Origin of the sequence: Prevotella brunnea, from assembly GCF_008016795.1 — a bacterium.
Taxonomy (GTDB): Bacteria; Bacteroidota; Bacteroidia; order Bacteroidales; family Bacteroidaceae; genus Prevotella; species Prevotella brunnea.
This window is the reverse complement of the sequence record NZ_SDIK01000017.1, coordinates 1-20,981: the sequence shown is the minus strand read 5'-3', so window position 1 is coordinate 20,981 and position 20,981 is coordinate 1. Positions and strand designations below refer to the sequence as shown.

Sequence of the window (20,981 nt, the reverse complement as noted above, 5' to 3'; positions counted from 1 at the left end):
TTATTTTTTATTCTTGTTCTTAGTAAATTCTGCGATGGCTGTATTCGTATCTATGCGCTTACCATTCTTGAAAGCAATGACAAAAGCCTGTGGAAAGTCGCTTCTCACTTGGTTACGCAAGCGAAAGATCTCGTTATAGTCGTTGCTTGAACCAATGGTATATTTGAATAAGCCTCCTTCTTCGAAGCAAGTGATGTCATCATGTCCTTTGAAATGTCCGCTGCCAGCTTGCAGCTTTTTATTAACCGCGAATATTTGAACCTTGAAAACCGGATGAATCGAGTCCGACACATCAATAGGAGCTTTGTTCACGATAGGCTTTGCGGATGTAACCGGTTTGGGCTTTTGAGAAGTCCTGTTTTGTTTGATTAGTTTTGGCTTTACGGAAGCCTTTGTAATCTGTTTCGGAATGGAAGGAACGACCCTATCAACGGCAATTGTTTTGTTATTGGCAGGACGGTAGGGTACTACGAGCTTATCGTTGTACATGTTCTTATATTCCACGAAAGCCTCATAAATGCCTCGTGCCATTAAATCAATACCGTCAGCCGAATTGAGAAATTTCTCTTCTTCCGCCGATGTGATAAATCCTAATTCTATAAGGCAACTGGGCATGGATGTCTCTCTCAAAACCAAAAATCCGGCCTGATGCACTCCCTTATCTACACGATTGGCAGTGGAACAGACCGAACGCTGAATAAGACTTGCCAACTTTACGCTCTTTTCCATGTTCGCGGTTTGCAAGAATTCGAACATGATATAGCTTTCCGATGAGCGTGGATCAAAACCCTGATAGGTTTGTTGATAGTTTTTCTCCATGGAGATAACTCCGTTCTCACGCATAGCCACATCCAGATTGTCTTTCGCTCGGTGCATACCTAACGTATAAACCTGTAAACCTGAGATAGACTGATTTGAGGGGATGGAGTTCGTGTGAACGGAGATGAACAAATCGGCTTTGGCTCTGTTGGCGATGTCGGCACGTCCTTTTAATGGCACGAAAACATCATTTTTGCGCGTATAGACAACTTTCACGTCGGGAAGATTTCTCTCAACGTATTTTCCAAAAGCCAATGCAACGTTCAAGTTGATATTCTTCTCTTGGGAGATTGCGCCGATGGCTCCGGAGTCATGTCCTCCGTGTCCGGCATCAATCACCAAAGTAAATATTCCTTTTGCCCCGACTTTGGTCAGCACGCAAAAGAAACTCAGCACCAAAAGAAACGATATTTTCTTATTCATACTGTCTTAATATCGGCAAAGGTAAGCATTTTCAGATTAAAACCTAAGGTCTATCCTCGGTTTTATCATTTATTAAATGTAATTCCACACCCGCTCCCTCGCAATCTGCTCCCATGGGAGGGTTAAGCTTGGTTAATTTCAAGTCTATGCTTTCTATTTTCGGAAAGGCTCTTCCCAGCTCTTGAACTATCATCCCTGCAGTATGTTCAAGCAGTTTTGCTTTCCTTGAAATTACTTTCCGAATCAAATCATACACCTCAGCGTAGTTAATCGTGTGGGAAACATCATCTGTCAGGATGGCATTGGATATGGGATAACGCAGCCGAAGGTCAGCCACGTATTCGTTCCCCACCACCTGCTCTTGCTCATCCACTCCGATATAGGCATGAAAGCGCGCACCTTTAATATATATATAACTTGAATTTAACTTTAGCATCATCAATTCTTTTTTAGATAGATGTCCTCGTAAAACAAGGAGAGACTGCTCACATGGCATACGAGGACATATTGTTTATTCATGGTTGCTTCTTGGTAGCGGTTCATCCGCATCGGGACGCGCCACAATTCGTACAAATCAGGCAACCCTCCTGATAAATCAACGTTTCATGACCACATACCGGGCATTTCTGTCCGGAAGCCTGTGTTCCATCCGTAACGTACTTCTTCAGTGCGCGTTCCACACCGTTTTTCCATGTGTTGATGCTCTCGTCTTTCAATTGTAAAGAGCTGACAAGGTTGATGACATGATCGATAGGCATTCGATACCGCAGCACTCCCGATATTAACTTTGCGTAGTTCCAATACTCCGGATTAAATTTCTCTGACAGTCCCTCCACCGTCGTTTTGTATCCGCGTTTGTTCTTGAACTGGAAATCATACCGATGCGAGCCATCCGGATTCGTCTGTTTGATGATTTTTCCTTTTGTTACACTCTTGGGCAACACGATTCCCTCGTCATCATCTTGCAGACCCGTGAAGATTTCATAGGGATAGCCATCGAGCAGTCCGACAAAAGCCACCCATTTCTCTTTATTGTTTTGGAAACGAACCACATCGCAGTCCAAAACCTCCGGTCGCACCTCCACCACGTGAGGCGGTTGGCAGATTTGTTCATGACGTTCTTCTGCAGAGCTCAGGTCTTTCACCTTTTCTCCATCAGTCCCTTTCTCTTTCTTATCCTTCTTTGAAACGGAAATCATTACCCCCGAACGCGACCCATCGCGATAGATGGTGCATCCCTTACATCCGCTTTTCCAAGCCTCCACGTACAATTTGTTCACCAACGACTCATCAACGTTGCTCGGCAGGTTCACCGTTACCGAGATGGAGTGGTCCACCCATTTCTGAATAGCACCTTGCATGCGTACTTTCATCAGCCAATCCACATCGTTGGCAGTGGCTTTATAGTAAGGAGAACGCTTCACCAAGTCATCTATTTCCTCTTGTGTGTATTTCTTTTCGCTATCGATTCCGTTCACCTTCATCCATATCAGGAACTTCTTATGGTAAACGATGTATTCCTCAAACGAATCCCCCACTTCATCAACATAGTCCACATGCACATCCGTATCATTGGGATTTACCTTTCTTCTGCGCATATAAACCGGCATGAAGACGGGTTCTATCCCCGAGGTGGTCTGCGTCATCAGTGAGGTTGTTCCCGTTGGCGCAATGGTTAAGCAGGCAATGTTTCGGCGTCCGTATTTTTGTATATCCGCATAGAGCTGCGCATCCTCATCTTTCATGCGCAGGAGGAAGGGGTTGTTGGCCTCCCTTTCGGCATTGAATATCTCGAAAGCTCCCCTTTCCTTCGCCATCGTTACGGAAGAGCGGTAGGCATTCAGTGCCAAAGTTTTATGTACCTCCACCGAGAACTCAGTCGCCTCTTTCGTTCCATAGGTTAATCCCATGGCGGCAATCATGTCTCCCTCCGCGGTTATTCCCACTCCCGTGCGTCGTCCGGCACCACTCTTGGCTTTTATCTTTTCCCAGAGATGGAGTTCTGCGTTCTTCACTTCATCGTTTTGTGGGTCGTTCTCTATCTTTGTCATTATCATGTCGATCTTCTCCATCTCCAAGTCAACGATATCGTCCATGATTCGTTGTGCTAACCGCACGTGTTTCTTGAACTTTTCGAAGTCGAATCGAGCTTTTTCCGTAAACGGATCGATCACATAGGAATAGAGGTTGATGGACAGCAGCCTGCAACTGTCGTATGGGCACAAAGGAATCTCTCCACACGGATTGGTGGAAATGGTTTTGAACCCCAAGTCGGCATAACAGTCGGGCAGACTTTCGCGAATGATGGTATCCCAAAACAACACGCCCGGTTCTGCACTTTTCCATGCGTTGTGCACAATCTTTTCCCACAGTTTCTTGGCTGATATTTCTTTGCCGAACAACGGTTTCTCGCTGTCGATTGGAAACTGCTGCACGAAAGGTTTGTCATTGATGGCAGCATCCATGAACTCATCCGTAATCCTTACCGAGACGTTCGCACCCGTTACCTTCCCCTCTTCCATCTTGGCATCGATGAATGCCTCCGAGTCGGGATGTTTTATGCTGACGGAGAGCATCAACGCGCCACGTCGTCCGTCCTGTGCCACTTCGCGCGTGCTGTTGGAGTAGCGTTCCATGAATGGTACCAACCCCGTGGACGTAAGTGCAGAATTGTTCACGGGCGAACCTTTCGGGCGAACATGACTCAAATCGTGCCCCACGCCTCCGCGACGCTTCATGAGTTGCACCTGTTCCTCGTCTATTCTGAGGATGGCACCATAGGAATCGGCATCCCCATCCAGCCCAATGACGAAGCAATTTGAGAGCGATGCCACCTGATGGTTGTTGCCTATGCCTGTCATGGGGCTACCGGCAGGAATGATATAACGGAAATGGTCGAGCAAATCGAATATCTCCCGAGCACTTATTGGGTTGGCATATTTTTTCTCAATGCGGGCTATCTCGTTGGCAATGCGCCAATGCATGTCTTCCGGAGACTTCTCAAAGATATTGCCGAAGCTGTCCTTCATTGCATACTTGTTTACCCAAACTCTCGCGGCGAGTTCATCGCCTTCAAAATACTCCAACGAAGCCTTAAAGGCTTCTTCATACGAATAATTATTGTTTGATTTCATGCGGTGTTTCTGTAATAAATCGATTGCGAAGTTACGAATTGTTTTCCGAAATAGAAAACTTTTCAATAACTTTGTGGCATAAAATTATCAAAGATGAAAACTATTCAAGAAAGAAGAACCATTAGAAAGTACTCTGACAGAGAACTTTCCGAAACGTTTTTAAAAGATTTATTAAGTAAAGCCGAAAGAGCTCCCACCATGGGTAATCTCCAACTCTACTCGGTAGTGATGACAACAGATTCGGAAAACAAACGCAGATTGGCACCGGCGCATTTCCATCAGCCGATGGTGGAGAACGCACCTTGCTTACTTACTTTTTGTGCTGATTTCAGACGTACATCCCTATGGGCTGAAGAGCGAAACGCCACACCGGGATATGATAATTTCCTGTCGTTTATGAATGCTGCCACCGATGCCCTACTCTATTGTCAAACTTTCACTTATCTTGCTGAAAGTGAGGGATTGGGAACTTGTTTCTTAGGGACGACGATTTATAATTCAGAATCCATTGTCAATGCGCTTCATCTGCCTCGATTGGTAATGCCGGTAGCCACTCTGACAGTGGGATGGCCGGCAGAAGAGGGCGTACCTACCGACCGATTGCCCATCGAGGGCATTCTGCACGCAGAGAAGTATGAGGATTATACGTCGGAGCGCATCGACCGATTCTATTTTGAAAAGGAGAATCGGGAGGAGAACAAGCATTTTGTGGAGATTAACAACAAGGAGACTTTGGCACAAGTATTCACCGACCTCCGCTACAAAAAGGAAGACAACGAGTCAATGTCGGTGAGTTTTCTCGCCACATTGAAGCGACAAGGTTTCCTCTGATGTTTTCTGTTTTATCAACCGTGAGGCTAAGTCTCGTTGCTCATATTCATAAAGTCAGAAGCCACTCCCATTTGTCGAATTAACGAAAGACCTATTACCGGGCACAGCTCATCCCAGCTTGTCCGGTAATTGTTTTTTGGGAGTTATTCCCAATTGTTTCATTCCCTCCAACCGGCGAACGATATTGCCTTTTCCCTCGCTGAGTTGCGCGTGAGCTTTGTCATAATCGGTTTGAAGTCGTTGGATGGAGGTTCCCAATTTCACGAAAGTCTCGCCAAAGGTAACAAACTTGTCATAAAGATCGTTCGATTGTCGCAGTATCTCTTCCACATTCTTGTTCAAGCGGTAGTTTTGCCATAGCGTGTGGGTGAGTTGTAATGCCATCAGCAGATTGCTCGGACTTAATATAATAATGTGTTTGCGATAAGCATATTGCAAAATGCCCACATCGGTTTTCACTGCCGCTGAGAATCCGCTTTCGTAGGGAACGAACATCAGCACATAGCCGATGCAACCCGGGACCAATTTCTCATAATTCTTCGCCGACAGCTCATCAACATGCTTTTTCATGGAAGCGACATGCGCTCGTAAAAGTTTTTCTCTTTCGGTTTTCTCCTCTGTTCTCAACGCTTCCTGATAGGCAGTCAGCGACACTTTTGCGTCAATCACGACCTTTTCCTCATTCGGAAATTTGATGACGGCATCCGGGCGCAGGTTGTTTCCCTCCTCGTCTTTATAGTTCTCTTGCAAAAAGTATTGCTCGTCCTTCACCAATCCACAGTCCTCCAGCGTCTTTTCCAAAATAAGCTCACCCCAATCGCCTTGCGTCTTCGTATTGCCTTTCAAGGCATTGGTCAGCGAAGCGGCATCCCTGCCAATCTTTTCCGTTTGCTCTTTCAAGTCTTTCACTGCTCGTTCATGATCATCTCGCATGAGTTTCACGGTGTTTTCCTGTTCCATGCGCATTCGTTTCAGTGTTTCTTCAAAAACGGTTCTCATCTCTCGCTTGTTGCCCGCGTTTTCCTTGCTGTTGTCTTCCACCGCCTTGCTGAACGTTTCCAGTCGTTCTTTCAATGGGTTGAGCAAGCTGTTCAGCCGTTCCTTATCCGATGTGGTAAGTTTTTCCCTGCTTTCCTCAAGCATTCTCGAAGCCATGTTTTGCATTTCCTCCTGCATGAGTTTGTTTCTCGCCTCCATTTGTTTCTGAAGTTCCTCGCGCAAGGTCTTGTTGTATTCGCGTTCCGTGGCAATTTTCTCCTCCGCGGCTTTTTCCCGTGTGTCCAGTTGGTTTTTCAACATTGCCAATCGTTGGTTCATCTCGCCCAATCGCCTCTCGTACAGAACTCGCGACAGACAGTAAGCGATGGTCAATCCTATTGCCAAGCCCACCATAAGACTCATCATATCCATCATTTCTTTGTATTTTTTATTGTTATGTGCTACAAAGATAGCCATTATTATCCGAAACATCTCGTCATGCTTTCTTGTTTTTATATTCCCTGCCACAATTAATTTTGAACCCCTATTCGGAATTTGCCACCGAACGGTCTTAACCGGTCATGAATGCCTCGCTTGCCATCCGCAAACAACCACAACTCTGATTTTACGAATATTTATAATGGAAACAGAGAAATCCCTTAGCATTTTGGTATTAAATCCCACTTTTCTGTTAATGTTTTATAAAAAAGGTAATGAGTGTTTTCCTTTATGCAAGAATAGACCTACCTTTGAAACGAGGAAATGAATATTTTAACTTTAACACATATTATCATGAATAAGTTATTACGTTTTTTATCAATCTTTCTGCTAAGTGCAGTTTTTAGTTCGGTTTCAGCTGAAACCTATGAATTTCAATTTAATGCGCAGATGTTCACCGGGACCGGAGAGACCAAAGATCTCAAAGGGAAGAATTGGACATTGACCACCAATGCTACTTCCATGCGCTATTCTACCTATTCAGGTTTAAACCTAAGCTTTTATGGGCAAGGAGGGCTTAATGTTAAACTAAGCACATCAGATTTTGCAGGTACCATCACTAAAGTCAAAGTGAATGTCGGGGGTAGTTCTTCAGCAAAAGCGTCTGTCAAAGTGGGTGGTTCTGCGCTCGGAACGGAACAAACCCTGAGCTACAGTTCAGCGGACTACACCTTTGAAGGAAGCGCGAGCGGTGAATTAGAGCTTAATTTTACGAATACCTATGGCTCGGTATTTATAAAAAGCATCACAGTAGAGTATGATGCTTCCGGCAAGAAACCTGCCGGCTTGAAGTTTGAATCTTCCGAAATAAAAGCCATCCTGAAGCAACCTTTTACGGAACCCAAACTCACCAACCCCAACAATTTGACGGTTACGTATAGCAGTACGAATCCCGCTGTCGCCGAAGTGGATGCCAATACGGGCAAGGTAACACTAAAGGCAGTGGGAACCACCATGATTCAAGCAAGCTCGGAGGAAACGGAAACTTTCGGACCGGGAAGTGCAAGTTATACACTCAACGTCCAAGATGGAAAAGAGAAAACGTCAATTTGGACAAGACCTTATACCAGTTACTCCAAACCCTTGGAGATGACAGTGGGAGAAAAGAAAACGGTTATAGGCATAGTGAATAATAGCAGTTACAAAGAAGTGCCGGGTCTTGAAGAATTTATCACCTACAGCTCTTCCAAACCGGAAGTAGCCAGCGTAGATGAGCATACCGGTAAGGTAACAGCCCTTCAAGAAGGTGAAGCCACGATTACCATCAACTTTGCAGGCAACGACTTCTATCAACCATCTTCACGCACTTATAATGTAGTGGTACATCCTTTGGAAACTCTTGAACTGACCGTTACCGAAGCGGGCTATGCCACCATATCTTCCGAGAAAGTATTAGACTTCACTTCTTTACCTGAATTGAAGCTCTACACCATCACCGAAACCAAGGACAACAAGGCAACCACAAGGGAATTCCGTTATACGACTCTTAAAGCCAATAACGGTTTGTTGGTTCAGGCAGCTCCCGGCACATATCAAATTCCTATTTCAATATCAGAAGTGGGCTATGAACCGGTGGGCAATTTATTAAAAGCCGTGGCAAACACCGATGTTACCGCCGATGGAACTCAATACGTATTGAGCAACGTGGACGGAGTGGTTGGCTTCCGTCAGGTTGTTACAGGCGACAAAATCAAGAAGAACACAGCCTATCTCGATGTTGCCGGTGGAGCGGCAAAGACTTTCGTGCTTGATGGTGAAGCTACGGGCATCAACCTGCCGAATGTTGAAACTCCGAGTGCCGACGGCATCATGTACAACCTGTCCGGTCAGCGAGTAAGCAAGAACTACAAAGGCATTGTTATCATCAACGGAAAGAAAGTTATCAGAAAATAAATCATCATGCGTTGCTTCGGGAGAAAGTCATACCTTCCGAAGCAAGGCTCAAAAAAAGCACAACAGTCATGAATAAGAAACAATATATCAATCCGCAAACAACCATTCTCAATGTGGCAACAGAACAACATCTTGCTGCCGGAAGTCTGCCCGTCATTCCCGGTGGAAGTCCGGTACCCGGTGGAAGTGCCTTATCGAAAGAGGACGGTTATTTAGACCATTACGATTGGGCAGAAGAAGACGAGAATGACGGAACCGATATGAAAGACGACTACCTTTGGTAAACAACAAAGGAAGACAATAACAATACCGAAAGGAGGCAGACACCCGTAACGAGCGTTTGCCTCCTTTCGGTATTCTTGTTTTTATTCAAAACAACTTACTAAACTAAAAGCCCTAAGCCATGAACTCACGCCGGCACCTGCCTGCCCGGATAAGGACAAATGGCAAGCATATTCTTTTTGTTTGGGTGGGTCGCCGAAAACGCAAAAATCCTTTCCGGCGATATGAGAAGAGTTCAATAATGTCCTGATTTTTCTTCATCCGTCCATCGAAAGCTTATCTTTTGCTTTTCAAAAGCTAAGCTTTTGCACTGCAAAAGGTCATGAATCGCCGGGCAAAAGCTTAGCTTTTAAATCGCAATTAATATCGGCTTGGTTATCAACAGATTACGAAGCATGTCCCGAACGTGGTTTTTGTAATGTAATTTCGTGTTGCCGGTCGGGGCGAATGTTCGCCATCAAGCGTCTGTTTATCATCGGCTGAATACGAATTGGAGACATGAGGAGATTGGGGTTGATGATATTTTGCTGCCATCGCGCCGGGTTTTCAAATATGTAATTTCCAATCATGTCGAACTGATGACCATCCCCAATGACAGGTTCATCATCCATTCCGTCGTAGAGACAAGCACAGGGGGTTGTTCCCATGGCGGGAAAGAATTGTTCCAACCGTGGGAAGAGTTTGTTCCAACCATGGGAAGAGTTTGTTCCCACCGTGGGAACAATTGTTCCCACGGTGGGAAAGGTTTGCATATCGGAGCAACAACTTTGGGTAAAGTCCGACGACGGATTCGGGCTGATTGTCCTATTCCTTGCCGGGGATCGGAGAAGCCTTCCCACGTTTCTTCCATTCGGTGATTCCGACGGCGAAGATGGTAAGAAGAAGGATGGCGATGGCGATGTATGCAATGGTTTCCGTTGCCGTGATACTTGCAGGATGGAAATCGAACACCACCGTGTGTTGTCCCGGTTTCACGTTCAACGCCCGGAGGATGTAATTGACACGTCCCGGCTCAACGGGCTGTCCGTCGATGGTGGCAGTCCATCCGGGATAATAAATCTCCGAGAAGACCACGATGCCTCCATTGGTTGAGTTCACCGTATATCGCAAGTTGTCAGGCTCATACTTCGTCAGTGTTACGCTTGCTGTGGAATCGTTTGTGCGCGCCTGTCCGAGAATATCCTCAAACCGTTTGTCTGCCACCGCTTCCTTGCGCACATCCACGCGTCCCACTTGGTCGTATTCCGCGTTGGCATTCTCCACGTAAGTAATCTTATCGACAAACCATCCGTTGCCCAGTGCGTAGGGATTGGTCACGGGTGTGGTGCTGCCTTCTCGCAATGGCAGTATGAAGTATTTGGCGTTCAGCATGTTCAGTGTGGGAAAAAGCTTGCCGCCATCAACCTTTTTCATGTCGCCTCCCTTCGATGCCATTTCCTTCATGGCAGATTGCATTTCCGGTGCGATGTATCTGTTTATCATTTCCTGATAGCGACGCAGTTTTGCGGGATGATAACCACCAATGCTCTTATGGAAGTACGACGTGTTGTTCTCGTTGAAGGCATCGGAAGCAAAGTTCAGCACACGATAGGATGACGATTTGTCCTGCAAAATCTGTCTGTCCGTCATGGAGGGAGTGAGCGGCGTGTCGCGTTGGCTCTTTGGAACAAACATTTCATCGTTCAAATAGCGTTTGTCAATCTGCCATAAATCCACGAGACAGAGCACTGTCAAGCCTGCTACGAGATATGCCGGCTTCAGTTTCCTTGTCTTGAAAAGCAGCAACATTGCCACACCGATGAGAATGATGACGACCGAGCGCCAGGCATCCGCGCTGACCATGGCGGCACGCATATCGGCGAGGTTGGCAAGCATCATGTTCAACACGTCGGGCGACATGCCCTGAATTCCACCGAGCATTTGCCGTTCCTCATCGCTGACAAAGGGAGCCATGATGCCGGGCATCAGTGCCATAAGGAGTGCCACACCTGCTGTCAGGGCAAGACTGACGTAAACAAAGGTGCTCTTCCCGGATAGCACTTCCGGTTGTTCGACAATGCGCTTCAAGGTGAGAGCTGCCAAGAGAGGAATGGTGAACTCGGCAATCACCAAGATGCTTGCCACGGTGCGGAACTTGGAATACATCGGTATGTAATCAAGGAAGAAATTGGTGAAGCCCATGAAATTATGTCCCCATGACAAGAGCACGGAGAGAATGGTGGCGCAGAGCAAAGCCCACTTCATTGGTCCTTTCACCACGAACAAACCGAGGATGAAGAGGAAGAGCACAAAGGCACCTACATATACCGGTCCACTTGTTCCGGGCTGCGTTCCGAAGTATTGCGGCATGCCGTCATAAAGCTGTGGTATCATGGATTGCACTTCAGGGTTGGCTTTCTTCATGGCACTCTCGCTTTGGCTTAGCGGTATGCTGGCACCTCCTTTGGCGTTGGGAACAAGAAGAGTGAGGGTTTCGTCAATTCCATAGCTCCACTGTGTGATGTAGTCGCGCTCCAGTCCGGAATTGGTCTGATTGGCTTGGTTGGTCTTCACCAGTTCAGTCTTTCCGCGCATACTTTCTTTTTGATACTGCCATGTATGGTAGAGATTCGTGATGTTGATGGCAATGCCGATGCAAGCGGCTGCCGCCAATACACCCGAGGCTTTCAGGAAATGTGCCAATCGCTTCTCGCGGATGGCTTGCACAAGGTAAGCCCCCACCATGCAGAGAATGATGAAAAGGTAATAATAGGTCATCTGAACATGATTGGCTTTCACCTCGAAAGCTGTAAAGACGGCGGTTACGATGAACCCCGGAAGATATTTTCCCCGATAAGCCAACACCGGTCCGGCAATCATGGGAGGAAGATATGCCAACGCCATGACTTTCCAAAAGTGTCCGGCGGCGATGATAATGAGGAAATAAGAAGAGAAAGCCCAAATGATGCTGCCCAAAGCTGCCAGAGACTGCCTGAAGTCGAACGCTCTCAGCAGGATATAGAAGCCAAGCAGATAAGCAAAGAGAAACCAAACGTAGTCGGGAAGCCACAGATGGTAGGCGTTCATCACCTGAGCCAGACCGTTGGTGGAATTGTAAGAGGGAGAAATCTGATAGGTGGGCATGCCGCTAAACACGGCATTCGTCCAACGAGTGGTTTTTCCGGTTCGTTCGTTAAACTCCTTTTGTTCTTGCCCCAATCCCACGGCTGCTTCCGAGTCGTGCCGAAACAGTATCTTCCCCTGAGAAACGGGTACAAAAAAATAAGCAAACGAGATGGCGACGAAAAGCAAAACGACGATTGCGTCGGGCAGGCATTTCTTCAAAATGTTCATTGTTGGTTTTCTTTTATCTTGATTTGAATTTGGACGGATGGGATATTGAAAACCATCCCTTTCCGGTTAGTTGTTGCAAAGTTACAAAAAACTCCCAACTATACAACTTACTACCAAGTTTTTCGTACCTTTGCATCATGAAAATAGGAATAATAGTGGCAATGGACAAGGAGTTTGAACAGCTCAAGTCTATTCTCGACCATCCGAAAACGGAACGCCATCACTTCAAAGACTTCGTAACGGGAGAGGTGGGCGATAAGGAAATAATATTGCAAAAGTGCGGCATCGGCAAGGTAAACTCTGCCATCGGTGCCGTGGAGATGATAAATCGCTATCAGCCCAATCTCATTATATCCAGCGGTTGCGCAGGCGGTGCCGACACTTCGCTCAAGATGATGGACGTGGTGGTCGCCCGGGAATGCGTCTATCATGACGTGCACTGCGGAAGCAATGCAGAAAAAGGACAAATTATCGGTATGCCCACACGCTATAAAGCTCCGGATGAGCTTTTGGAGAAGGCTCTCTCGCTCAACAACGGCGATTCGGGCGAGATGCCGAAGGTAAGGGCGGGACTCACCGTAAGCGGTGATTACTTCGTGGACAACAAGGAGAAGATGCGCAGCATCTTAACAGATTTTCCCGAAGCACTGGCGGTGGACATGGAAAGCTGCTCCATCGCTCAAGTCTGCCATGTCTATCATACACCTTTCATCTCCTTCCGCGTTATCAGCGATGTGCCGTTGAACGACACCGATGCCAATATGTACTTCGACTTTTGGGCTCGCGTGGCAGAAGGCAGCTTCGAGGTAACAAAACATTTTCTGAATACTTTATAAAGATAAAAAACATGGATAAAATACCTTCGTTCACCATCGATCACACACGATTGCTTCGCGGTATATATGTCAGCCGTCAGGACAAAGTGGGTAATGAAACTCTTACAACGTTTGACATTCGAATGAAAGAACCCAACCGAGAACCAACCTTGCACATCGGCGCTTTGCATACCATAGAGCATCTGGCAGCCACCTATTTGCGAAACAATGAGGAATGGAAGAACAGGGTCGTGTATTGGGGACCCATGGGATGCCTTACGGGTAATTATCTAATTTTGCGAGGGGATTTGACTTCAGCCGACATTGTGGACTTGATGCGCAAGACTTTCCGCTTCGTTGCTGATTTCAAAGGAGAGATACCGGGTGCCGCTCCCAAGGATTGTGGAAACCATTTGTTGCACGACCTGCCCATGGCAAGGTGGGAAGCAAGCAAGTTTCTTTCGGAAATATTGGAGCACATCACAGATGCCAATCTCCATTACCCAAGCAACGAATGACAGAATATCTGCAACCACAGATAATATTTCAAAAAGGTGTGTCTGATTTATTATAATCAATCCTCACACACATTATAATTTGGAAATAATCCCTTTCTGCGTGTTGCGGATAAACTCCACAATGTTTTGCTTTTCGGGTGAGTCGGGTACTTGTTCTTCAACTTGGATGCAAGCATCGAACGTGGACGTTCTGCCATGGAATATCAGTCGGTAGGCATTCGCTATGTGCTTCTTGACTTTATCATCTATTCCCAGCACATCACAAACAACTGAATTTACTCCACCATAAGCAATGGGTGTTCCTCCCGCTATGATATAAGGCGGAATGTCGCGATTGAATGTTGTGCCGGCTTGTATCGTTGCTGCCACACCTACTCTGGTTTTTGACTTTTGAATCACACCGGAGGAAAAGATGACACGATCGGCAATCTCGCAATCGCCTGAGATTTTAGTTCCATAGCCAAGTATGCAGTTATCGCCAACCTTGGTATCATGACTGATGTGCGCCCCTTCCATGAGGAAGTTGTTCGACCCGATAATTGTTTTTCCTCCGACATGAGTAGCTCGATTGATGACCACATTTTCGCGAATGATGTTATTGTCGCCCATGATAAGTTCACTCCTCTCGCCCACGAAACTGAAATCCTGTGGTATCGCTCCTATTACCGAACATTGATGTATCTTGTTACCATTTCCCATTCGCGTTCCTTGCAAAATGCTGACGAATGGAAAGATAATACAGTTGTCGCCTATGACGACGTCATCCTCGATATAGGAAAACGGATATATCTTACAGCCCTCTCCAATCTTTGCCGATGCAGAAACTTCGGCTCTCGGACTTATTTCACTGCCCATAATTAATGTGCCCCGACCTCTGATAAAAGAGATGCCCAACTTGCCGAACGGAGCTTTACGTTGGTAGTTCTTGAATGTTATTTCCCGTCTTACTTGCTCCCGCCTCCCAATGCATAATAAAGATTTACGATTGCCTGAAGTTTGGCAAACTGATCTTGCACTTGAGATATTTCGGCATTGAGCAATCCTTGTTGTGCCGTAATTACTTCAAGGTAACTGCTGGAACTTTGTTTGTAGAGCATTTGTGTCTGCTCGACATTTTTCTTTAAGACTTCGACTTGCCGGGTGTGCATTTTGTTCTTCTCTTCCGAAGAATTATAGGCTACAAGTGCATTACTTACCTCTGCTCCTGCCTTCAGAATGCTGTTCTGCCAAATGTTGTAAGCGCGTTTGTATTGATCCTCCGCTACTCGCAGTCCGGCTTTTAGTTTGCCTTGCATAAAGATGGGCTGCGTCAATCCTGCCACAGCGTTCCATAAAAGTTTAGCCGGATTAACCAATCCGTTACCGTTGCTCCATCCACCTGTTCCGGTAATATTCAGCGAAGGATAAAACTTTCCACGTACAATTTGAATGTCATAGAAGCACTGTGCCAATGCCATTTCGTTCGCATGTACATCCGCACGATTGCTTAACATTTCCACTCCGACTCCACCTGAGAAGTTTAAGGGAAGACTTTGGTTCTCCAAAGTTCCGCGAGCGATGCCGTGAACAGGCTCACCCATAAGCAAACTCAGTGAGTTTTCCACCTCACGAACTTGTCGTTTAATGTCAGCGGCTTGCGCTTGAACACTATAATAAGCCGCCTCAGCACTTTGCACACTGGTGGATCGAGCCCGACCAAAGTTCATCTGCAGCTGCATCATGTCCCATGTGCTCTTAGTAAGTTCTGTCATATCATTCACGATTTCACCTTGTCTGTCAAGCATCAGCAATGTATAGTACAAGTTGGCGATGTTGCAGATTAGCCCGGTTTGAACAGCCACTTTATAGTCTTGCATCTGTATCATACGCATCTGCGTGGCTTTCTTTTCGTTTCGCAACTTCCCGAACAGATCCACATCCCAACTTGCTGCGATGGGCAAAACATATGCTTTGGTTGCTTCCGTGTGTGTCCCGAAATGCGTTATCGTTCCCTGAGGCGCAAACATCACAGAGGGCAAGAAAGCAAGTTTTGCCGCTTTCAACTGTTGCTCTGCAATATCGATGTTAAGCGCGGCATTCAGGAGATCCGGGTTGTTATTGAGTGCTTTTTCTATAATGTTTTGCAGATAAGAATCGGTAAACACGCTGCGCCACGGCAAGTTGCCAAAGTCGTTTGCGCCTTCAAGCACGGCATTGTCATTCACCGGATCGCGCACAATGCCATTGGTTTTCACCTCCGGTCGCTCGTAAGTACCGTACAGACTCTTACAGCCTGTCATGAACAGGACTGCAAGAGTGGCAATGATTATATTTATCTTTCTCATTTTCAATTATCTTTTGTTCACTAATCAGGATTGTTCCTGAGTGTATTTTCCTGAAGGTCCTTTAACATATTGCTGGAGTTCCCTCGCAACTTCGGGGTTTTCATCATCTTCAAATACCATCGGGCGTGCTTTCTCCTGAATGTATTGGAACATGGTGAAGAGAGCGGGCACAACAAATATTTGGCAAAGTGTACCAATAAGCATACCTCCCACAGCGGCAGCACCTAATGTTTGATTACCATTTTTACCCACTCCGCCGGCAAACATTAATGGAAGCAATCCGATTACCATGGCAAGCGAAGTCATCAGAATAGGACGAAGACGAGCTCCCGCGCCTAAAATGGCTGCATACTTTATCGCCATACCCGTACGACGACGCTCCAAAGCAAATTCCACAATCAGAATCGCGTTCTTGGCAAGTAAGCCTATCAACATGATAAGCGAAATTTGCATATAGATATCGTTGTTATGTCCGAATAATTGCGTAAAGATAAATGCTCCGGCCAAACCAAATGGTATTGAGAGAATTACCGCCAGTGGCAATATGTAGCTCTCGTATTGAGCACTAAGGATCAAATAAACAAAGACCAAACACAATGAGAAGATGATTGCGGTGGAATTTGACGATTCTTGTTCAGAACGAGTCAGACCGGAGAATTCGTACCCATATCCCGATGGCAGTTTTTCAGCGGCAACCTCTTCCACAGCCTTAATAGCATCACCAGACGAATAGCCATCGGCTGTCATTGCATTCACGGTAATAGACGTAAAGAGGTTGAAGCGTGCGATGTTAGAAGGTCCGTAAACGCGACGAAGTGAGCAGAACTCACTTACCGGAGCCATACCACCCGGTGTGCGAACATATATGCTTTTCAGTCCGTTCTCATTGATACGGCTATCAACCGTTCCTTGAATCATTACCCGGAAGAGTTTTCCGTAGGCATTGAAGTTCGACGCATACATCCCCCCATAATAGCCTTGAAGCACTGAAAGGATGGCTGCGGGAGATGTTCCTGCCTGCTTTGCCTTGGCTACATCCACATCCACCATGTATTGTGGGTAATTTGGATTGTAAGAAGTCATTGCTGTGCTGATTTCAGGACGAGCATTTAATGCCTTCAAATAATCCTGTGTAATCTGGAAGAACTTGTTTAAGTCTCCACCTGTCTTATCCTGCATGGAGAATGTTACACCATTTGACACGGAGAAGCCCGGTACCATGGGTGGCGCAAAAGCAAGGATTTGCGAACCTTTGATACTTGCAGTCTGCTTATAAATCATCCCTAAAACCATCCTTGATGAAGTAGGATCGATGAAAAGTCCGGCAATTCCTGCACCATTGAATACTGATGAAATCCTGTCGAAGATTCCGTATTTTCTTTCCTCAAAAGGTTTTAGCTTGATGATGAATGTGGCTTGATTGGAGCCTTGACCGGCTATGAAGTTATAGCCCACCAGTTGCACTCGGGTTTCCACATAGGGGTTGCTGGCAAGCATTTTATCGATGCGGTCGGTTACTTCTTGTGTTTCACGTTGCGACAAGCCCGGATCCAATGAAACCGTAGCAAACAGTACGCCCACGTCTTCATCCGGCACCAGACCGGTTTTCGTACTACTCATCATCACCACAAGGATAACAGCACCCACGACAACGGATATTCCCGTGATGGCTCTGTGCCCGATTAGCCTTTCTACTCCTTTTTTATATTTGTTGTTTATCCTTTCAAACTGTGTGTTGAACGCTATGTGGAACTTATCAACCGTTGATAATTTCTTGTTCTTTTGAGTTTCTTCGTGGGGCTTCAAGAAGATGGCGCATAGCGCGGGCGACAGCGTTAATGCATTTATGGCGGAAATAATGATAGACACTGCCATGGTTACGCCAAACTCGCGATAAAAAGTACCGGAAGTTCCACTCATGAATGACACGGGAACGAACACCGCAGCCATTACCAACGTAATTGAAATAATGGCACCGGAAATCTCGTTCATCGCATCAATGGCGGCAGACACAGCATTCTTGTACCCTAAATCCAATTTTGCATGCACAGCTTCCACAACCACGATAGCATCATCGACCACTATGGCGATGGCCAGCAATAGTGCAGAAAGCGTTAAGAGGTTGATGGAGAAGCCGAACATCCAAAGGAAGAAGAACGAACCAATCAATGCCACCGGCACGGCTATCATTGGGATTAACGTGGAACGAAAATCCTGCAAGAACACATACACAACGAGGAACACCAATATGAAAGTGATTATCAGTGTAAAGATAACCTCTTCGATGGAAGCGAATAAGAATTCGGTTACATCTTGTTGAATAGTTATTTTCATTCCCGGTGGCATGCTTTTCTGCGTTTCAGCCAAAGCTGCCTTAACATCTTGCGCAATCTGGGTTGCATTTGAGCCTGCTGTCTGCTGAACCATACCCACGACACCCGGTTGGTTGTTGTTCTTCATCGCCACGGAATACTGCAATCCGCCCAATTCGATATCGGCAACATCTTTCAGGCAAAGCGTTTGTCCGTTTTGATTGCTGGATATGATGATATTCTCATATTCTTTTTCGGTTTTCAAGCGACCCTTATAGCGCATGATATATTCGTACTTCATGTCGCTCTGCTCACCAAACGCACCCGGAGCTGCCTCAATGTTCTGTTCTGCCAATGCGCCGGAGATATCGCTTGGTACCAATCCGTACTGTTTCATTTTATCTGGTTTCAGCCAGATGCGCATGGAATATTTTTTCATACCCGGTGTCTGAACATCGCCTACACCATTTATACGTTTCAAAAGCGGTACGATGTTGATGTCGTTATAGTTCGTTAGGAACTCGTCATCGTATCTTTCGTCGTCAGTGGTAACTGAATAGAGAATGACGTTTGAGGTCTGGCGCTTTGAAACCGTTACACCCACGCGCGTTACTTCCGCCGGCAGCAATGCCTGTGCTTGTGCCACGCGGTTTTGCACGTTCACCGATGCCATGTCCGGGTTGGAACCTTGTTTGAAATATACGGTGATTTGCGCCATACCGTTATTGGAAGCGGTAGATTGCATATAGGTCATGTTCTCCACACCATTGATGCTTTCTTCCAAAGGCGTGATGACCGAGTTCAATACCGTCTGCGCGTCCGCTCCCTGATAGGTGGTCCATACAGAGATGGTAGGTGGCGCAATGTCCGGATACTGCTCAATGGGAAGCGATATCAAGCCTATCAGTCCGAGAAGGACGAAAAAGGTAGATATCACGGTAGATAGAACCGGACGTTTTATAAACTTGGTAAATGTCATATTCTTTCCGTTTTTCTACTATTATTTATCATTATCTCCTTTCATGGCTTTCAGAAATCCACCGGCGGAACTTTGATTTTCACCGAGTTTCTCAGCTTTTTTCAACGCAGCCTCATACTGTGTGGGCGTAAGCGCTTTTATTTCAGCACCATCTTGCAATTTTGCCAATCCCTTCGATACGATTCTGTCGCCAATGCTTAATCCACTCGTTACGATGTAGGTCTTACCATCGTTTTGTGGATTAATTTTTATCTCAGAGTAATGAACCTTGTTGTTCTTGTCCACTTTATAAACGAATATCTTGTCTTGCACTTGCAGGGTGGCGTCCTGAGGAATGATAAGTGCCTTATTGTTATTCTTCGCGATAACTATCTGTCCACTGCCGCCACTCTTCAACAAATGTTCCGGATTGGCAAAGCGAGCGATGACGCTGATGGTGCCTGTGGCGGCATCGATTACGCCGCTGGTCTTTACTATTGTGCCCGAATGATTGTACATTGAGCCGTCGATCAGTTGTAAGCTGACGGTTGGGAAAGATTTAACAGCGTTGTTTATACCATTGTTGTTTCTGCTGAGTGCCAATATTTCCGATTCGGTCATTGAAAAGAATACTTCCATGGTGGAAATGTTGCTTACGGTGGTTACCGGCATGGGGGACGATGGGCTCACCAATGATCCCTCCTTATAAGGAAGACTGCCTACCAAACCACTCACCGGACTCTTTACATAACAATAGCTCAGGGTTTCTTTCGCGGTGGCAAGACCGGCCTCGGCTTGCTTCACACCGGCAACAGCCTGATTCACGGCGGCTTTGGCGGCGGCTACACCGCTACGTGCCTGATTTACTGCTGCTTGTGATGTAGCGTAAGTATTCTTCACGGTCTGAAGCTCATAATCGCCAATCACCTTGTTCTCATACAAGTTCTTGCTATTCATGTAGGTTAATTGAGCCGTAGCTGCCTGAGCAATAGCGGAATTAAGTGTTGCGTTCGCTTGCACAACTCTTGCTTTTGCTTGTCCCACACCGCTTTGGGCTGCAACGACCGCTGACTTGGCCTGACGCACCGCTGCCTGATAGTTCGCGTTATCCACAACGAAAAGAACTTGTCCTGCCCGAACAGCTTGTCCCTCATGTACATAAAGTTTGGTAATAAAGCCACTCACCTTCGGTCGTACTTCCACATCCTGAATACCTTTTATCGTTGCCGGATAGGTGGTCTTCATTTGCGCGTTCGAAGCACCTATTGTAATAACGGGGTACTCATTGCTGGTGGGCAGTTCATGCTTGCCACTACCTCCGCCACAACTTGTCAGCAATGCAACTGCAATTGCGGCAATGGGTAAAAACATTTTTCTTTTCATACCTTATATAATTGTTTTATTTTTCTGTTGTTTGAAATCTATTGTTTTTAGCATCACAAAACGATATCCATAGCTCACGCTTAAGGCTCGATTGAAAAACTCGAATACAGCATTAAGTTTTCGATATGCAAATGTACATATAATTTAAAGGAGTACCTTCAAACCTTTAGAATATTTAACAAAAATTACAACCAAATTAATAAAAGGCGGATTCCATAAGCAAGTGCAAAATTACACAATTCTTTGTTTAATCATATCTTTTGGCTTTTGAAATTATTACTGTCCGCTAAACATCCCACATTTTTTATGAATTAGGGCTGACACTTCTCACGAGGTATCAGCCCTTTTTGTTATCTTTGCTTTTGTTTCCAAACTCAGATAACATTGGTAAAAGTACACATTTCTTCGGACAGCCGGTATATGGTCAGCTGATAAAATCACTCGCTCATGATAACATAGTTGAAATAACCAGTCGAAACG

At 45.9% G+C, this 20,981-nt stretch carries 15 protein-coding genes; 5 read left to right on the top strand and 10 right to left on the bottom strand.

Annotation, left to right across the window (positions count from 1 at the left end; genetic code table 11):
• From ETF27_RS02560 to ETF27_RS02550, 3 genes are all read right to left on the bottom strand, one after another.
• Positions 1-1,242, bottom strand: coding sequence for an N-acetylmuramoyl-L-alanine amidase family protein (locus ETF27_RS02560; RefSeq protein ID WP_130828500.1), 1,242 nt, complete (start codon positions 1,240-1,242; stop codon positions 1-3).
• Between the two features lie 43 nt (positions 1,243-1,285).
• Entirely contained in the window at positions 1,286-1,678 is a 393-nt protein-coding gene (gene folB / locus ETF27_RS02555) for a dihydroneopterin aldolase (RefSeq protein WP_130829699.1), read from the bottom strand.
• 103 nt (positions 1,679-1,781) lie between these two features.
• Positions 1,782-4,376 carry an adenosylcobalamin-dependent ribonucleoside-diphosphate reductase gene (locus ETF27_RS02550; protein ID WP_130828499.1) on the bottom strand — a complete coding sequence of 865 codons (2,595 nt, stop codon included), beginning with the start codon at positions 4,374-4,376 and terminating at the stop codon, positions 1,782-1,784.
• A 93-nt stretch (positions 4,377-4,469) separates the two neighbouring features.
• Between ETF27_RS02550 and ETF27_RS02545 the strand changes: the two genes are divergently transcribed.
• Positions 4,470-5,207 carry a nitroreductase family protein gene (locus ETF27_RS02545; RefSeq protein WP_130828498.1) on the top strand — a complete coding sequence of 246 codons (738 nt, stop codon included), beginning with the start codon at positions 4,470-4,472 and terminating at the stop codon, positions 5,205-5,207.
• 108 nt (positions 5,208-5,315) lie between these two features.
• On the opposite strand, the gene ETF27_RS02540 is transcribed toward ETF27_RS02545, so the two are convergent.
• Entirely contained in the window at positions 5,316-6,617 is a 1,302-nt protein-coding gene (locus ETF27_RS02540; protein ID WP_130829698.1) for a DNA recombination protein RmuC, read from the bottom strand.
• Positions 6,618-6,977: 360 nt separating this feature from the next.
• Between ETF27_RS02540 and ETF27_RS02535 the strand changes: the two genes are divergently transcribed.
• Together ETF27_RS02535 and ETF27_RS02530 are read left to right on the top strand one after the other, a co-directional pair.
• Positions 6,978-8,576: an Ig-like domain-containing protein gene (locus ETF27_RS02535; RefSeq protein WP_158635972.1), complete on the top strand. Its 1,599-nt coding sequence runs from the start codon at positions 6,978-6,980 to the stop codon at positions 8,574-8,576.
• 68 nt (positions 8,577-8,644) lie between these two features.
• Positions 8,645-8,860, top strand: a complete 216-nt coding sequence (locus ETF27_RS02530; protein ID WP_147785443.1) for a hypothetical protein — start codon at positions 8,645-8,647, stop codon at positions 8,858-8,860.
• Positions 8,861-9,244: 384 nt separating this feature from the next.
• Here ETF27_RS02530 and ETF27_RS02525 read toward each other — a convergent pair whose 3' ends face one another.
• Together ETF27_RS02525 and ETF27_RS02520 are read right to left on the bottom strand one after the other, a co-directional pair.
• On the bottom strand, positions 9,245-9,610 hold the full coding sequence (locus ETF27_RS02525; protein WP_147785442.1) for a hypothetical protein: 366 nt from the start codon (positions 9,608-9,610) through the stop codon (positions 9,245-9,247).
• A gap of 52 nt (positions 9,611-9,662) precedes the next feature.
• Positions 9,663-12,191 (bottom strand): YfhO family protein, encoded by a 2,529-nt coding sequence (locus ETF27_RS02520; RefSeq protein ID WP_147785441.1) that lies wholly within the window; start codon positions 12,189-12,191, stop codon positions 9,663-9,665.
• 137 nt (positions 12,192-12,328) lie between these two features.
• Between ETF27_RS02520 and ETF27_RS02515 the strand changes: the two genes are divergently transcribed.
• Both ETF27_RS02515 and ETF27_RS02510 read left to right on the top strand, forming a co-directional pair.
• Complete coding sequence (locus ETF27_RS02515; protein WP_130828493.1) at positions 12,329-13,027, top strand: 5'-methylthioadenosine/adenosylhomocysteine nucleosidase; 699 nt, start codon at positions 12,329-12,331, stop codon at positions 13,025-13,027.
• 11 nt (positions 13,028-13,038) lie between these two features.
• Entirely contained in the window at positions 13,039-13,524 is a 486-nt protein-coding gene (locus tag ETF27_RS02510; protein WP_130828492.1) for an S-ribosylhomocysteine lyase, read from the top strand.
• 72 nt (positions 13,525-13,596) lie between these two features.
• Here ETF27_RS02510 and lpxA read toward each other — a convergent pair whose 3' ends face one another.
• From lpxA to ETF27_RS02490, 4 genes are all read right to left on the bottom strand, one after another.
• A complete protein-coding gene (lpxA, locus tag ETF27_RS02505; RefSeq protein ID WP_147785440.1) occupies positions 13,597-14,379 on the bottom strand; it encodes an acyl-ACP--UDP-N-acetylglucosamine O-acyltransferase in 783 nt (260 codons plus the stop codon).
• A gap of 89 nt (positions 14,380-14,468) precedes the next feature.
• A complete protein-coding gene (locus ETF27_RS02500; RefSeq protein ID WP_130828490.1) occupies positions 14,469-15,848 on the bottom strand; it encodes a TolC family protein in 1,380 nt (459 codons plus the stop codon).
• Between the two features lie 24 nt (positions 15,849-15,872).
• Positions 15,873-19,139, bottom strand: a complete 3,267-nt coding sequence (locus ETF27_RS02495) for an efflux RND transporter permease subunit (protein ID WP_147785439.1) — start codon at positions 19,137-19,139, stop codon at positions 15,873-15,875.
• Positions 19,140-19,160: 21 nt separating this feature from the next.
• Positions 19,161-20,501, bottom strand: a complete 1,341-nt coding sequence (locus ETF27_RS02490) for an efflux RND transporter periplasmic adaptor subunit (protein ID WP_130828488.1) — start codon at positions 20,499-20,501, stop codon at positions 19,161-19,163.
• Positions 20,502-20,981: the final 480 nt, after the last annotated feature.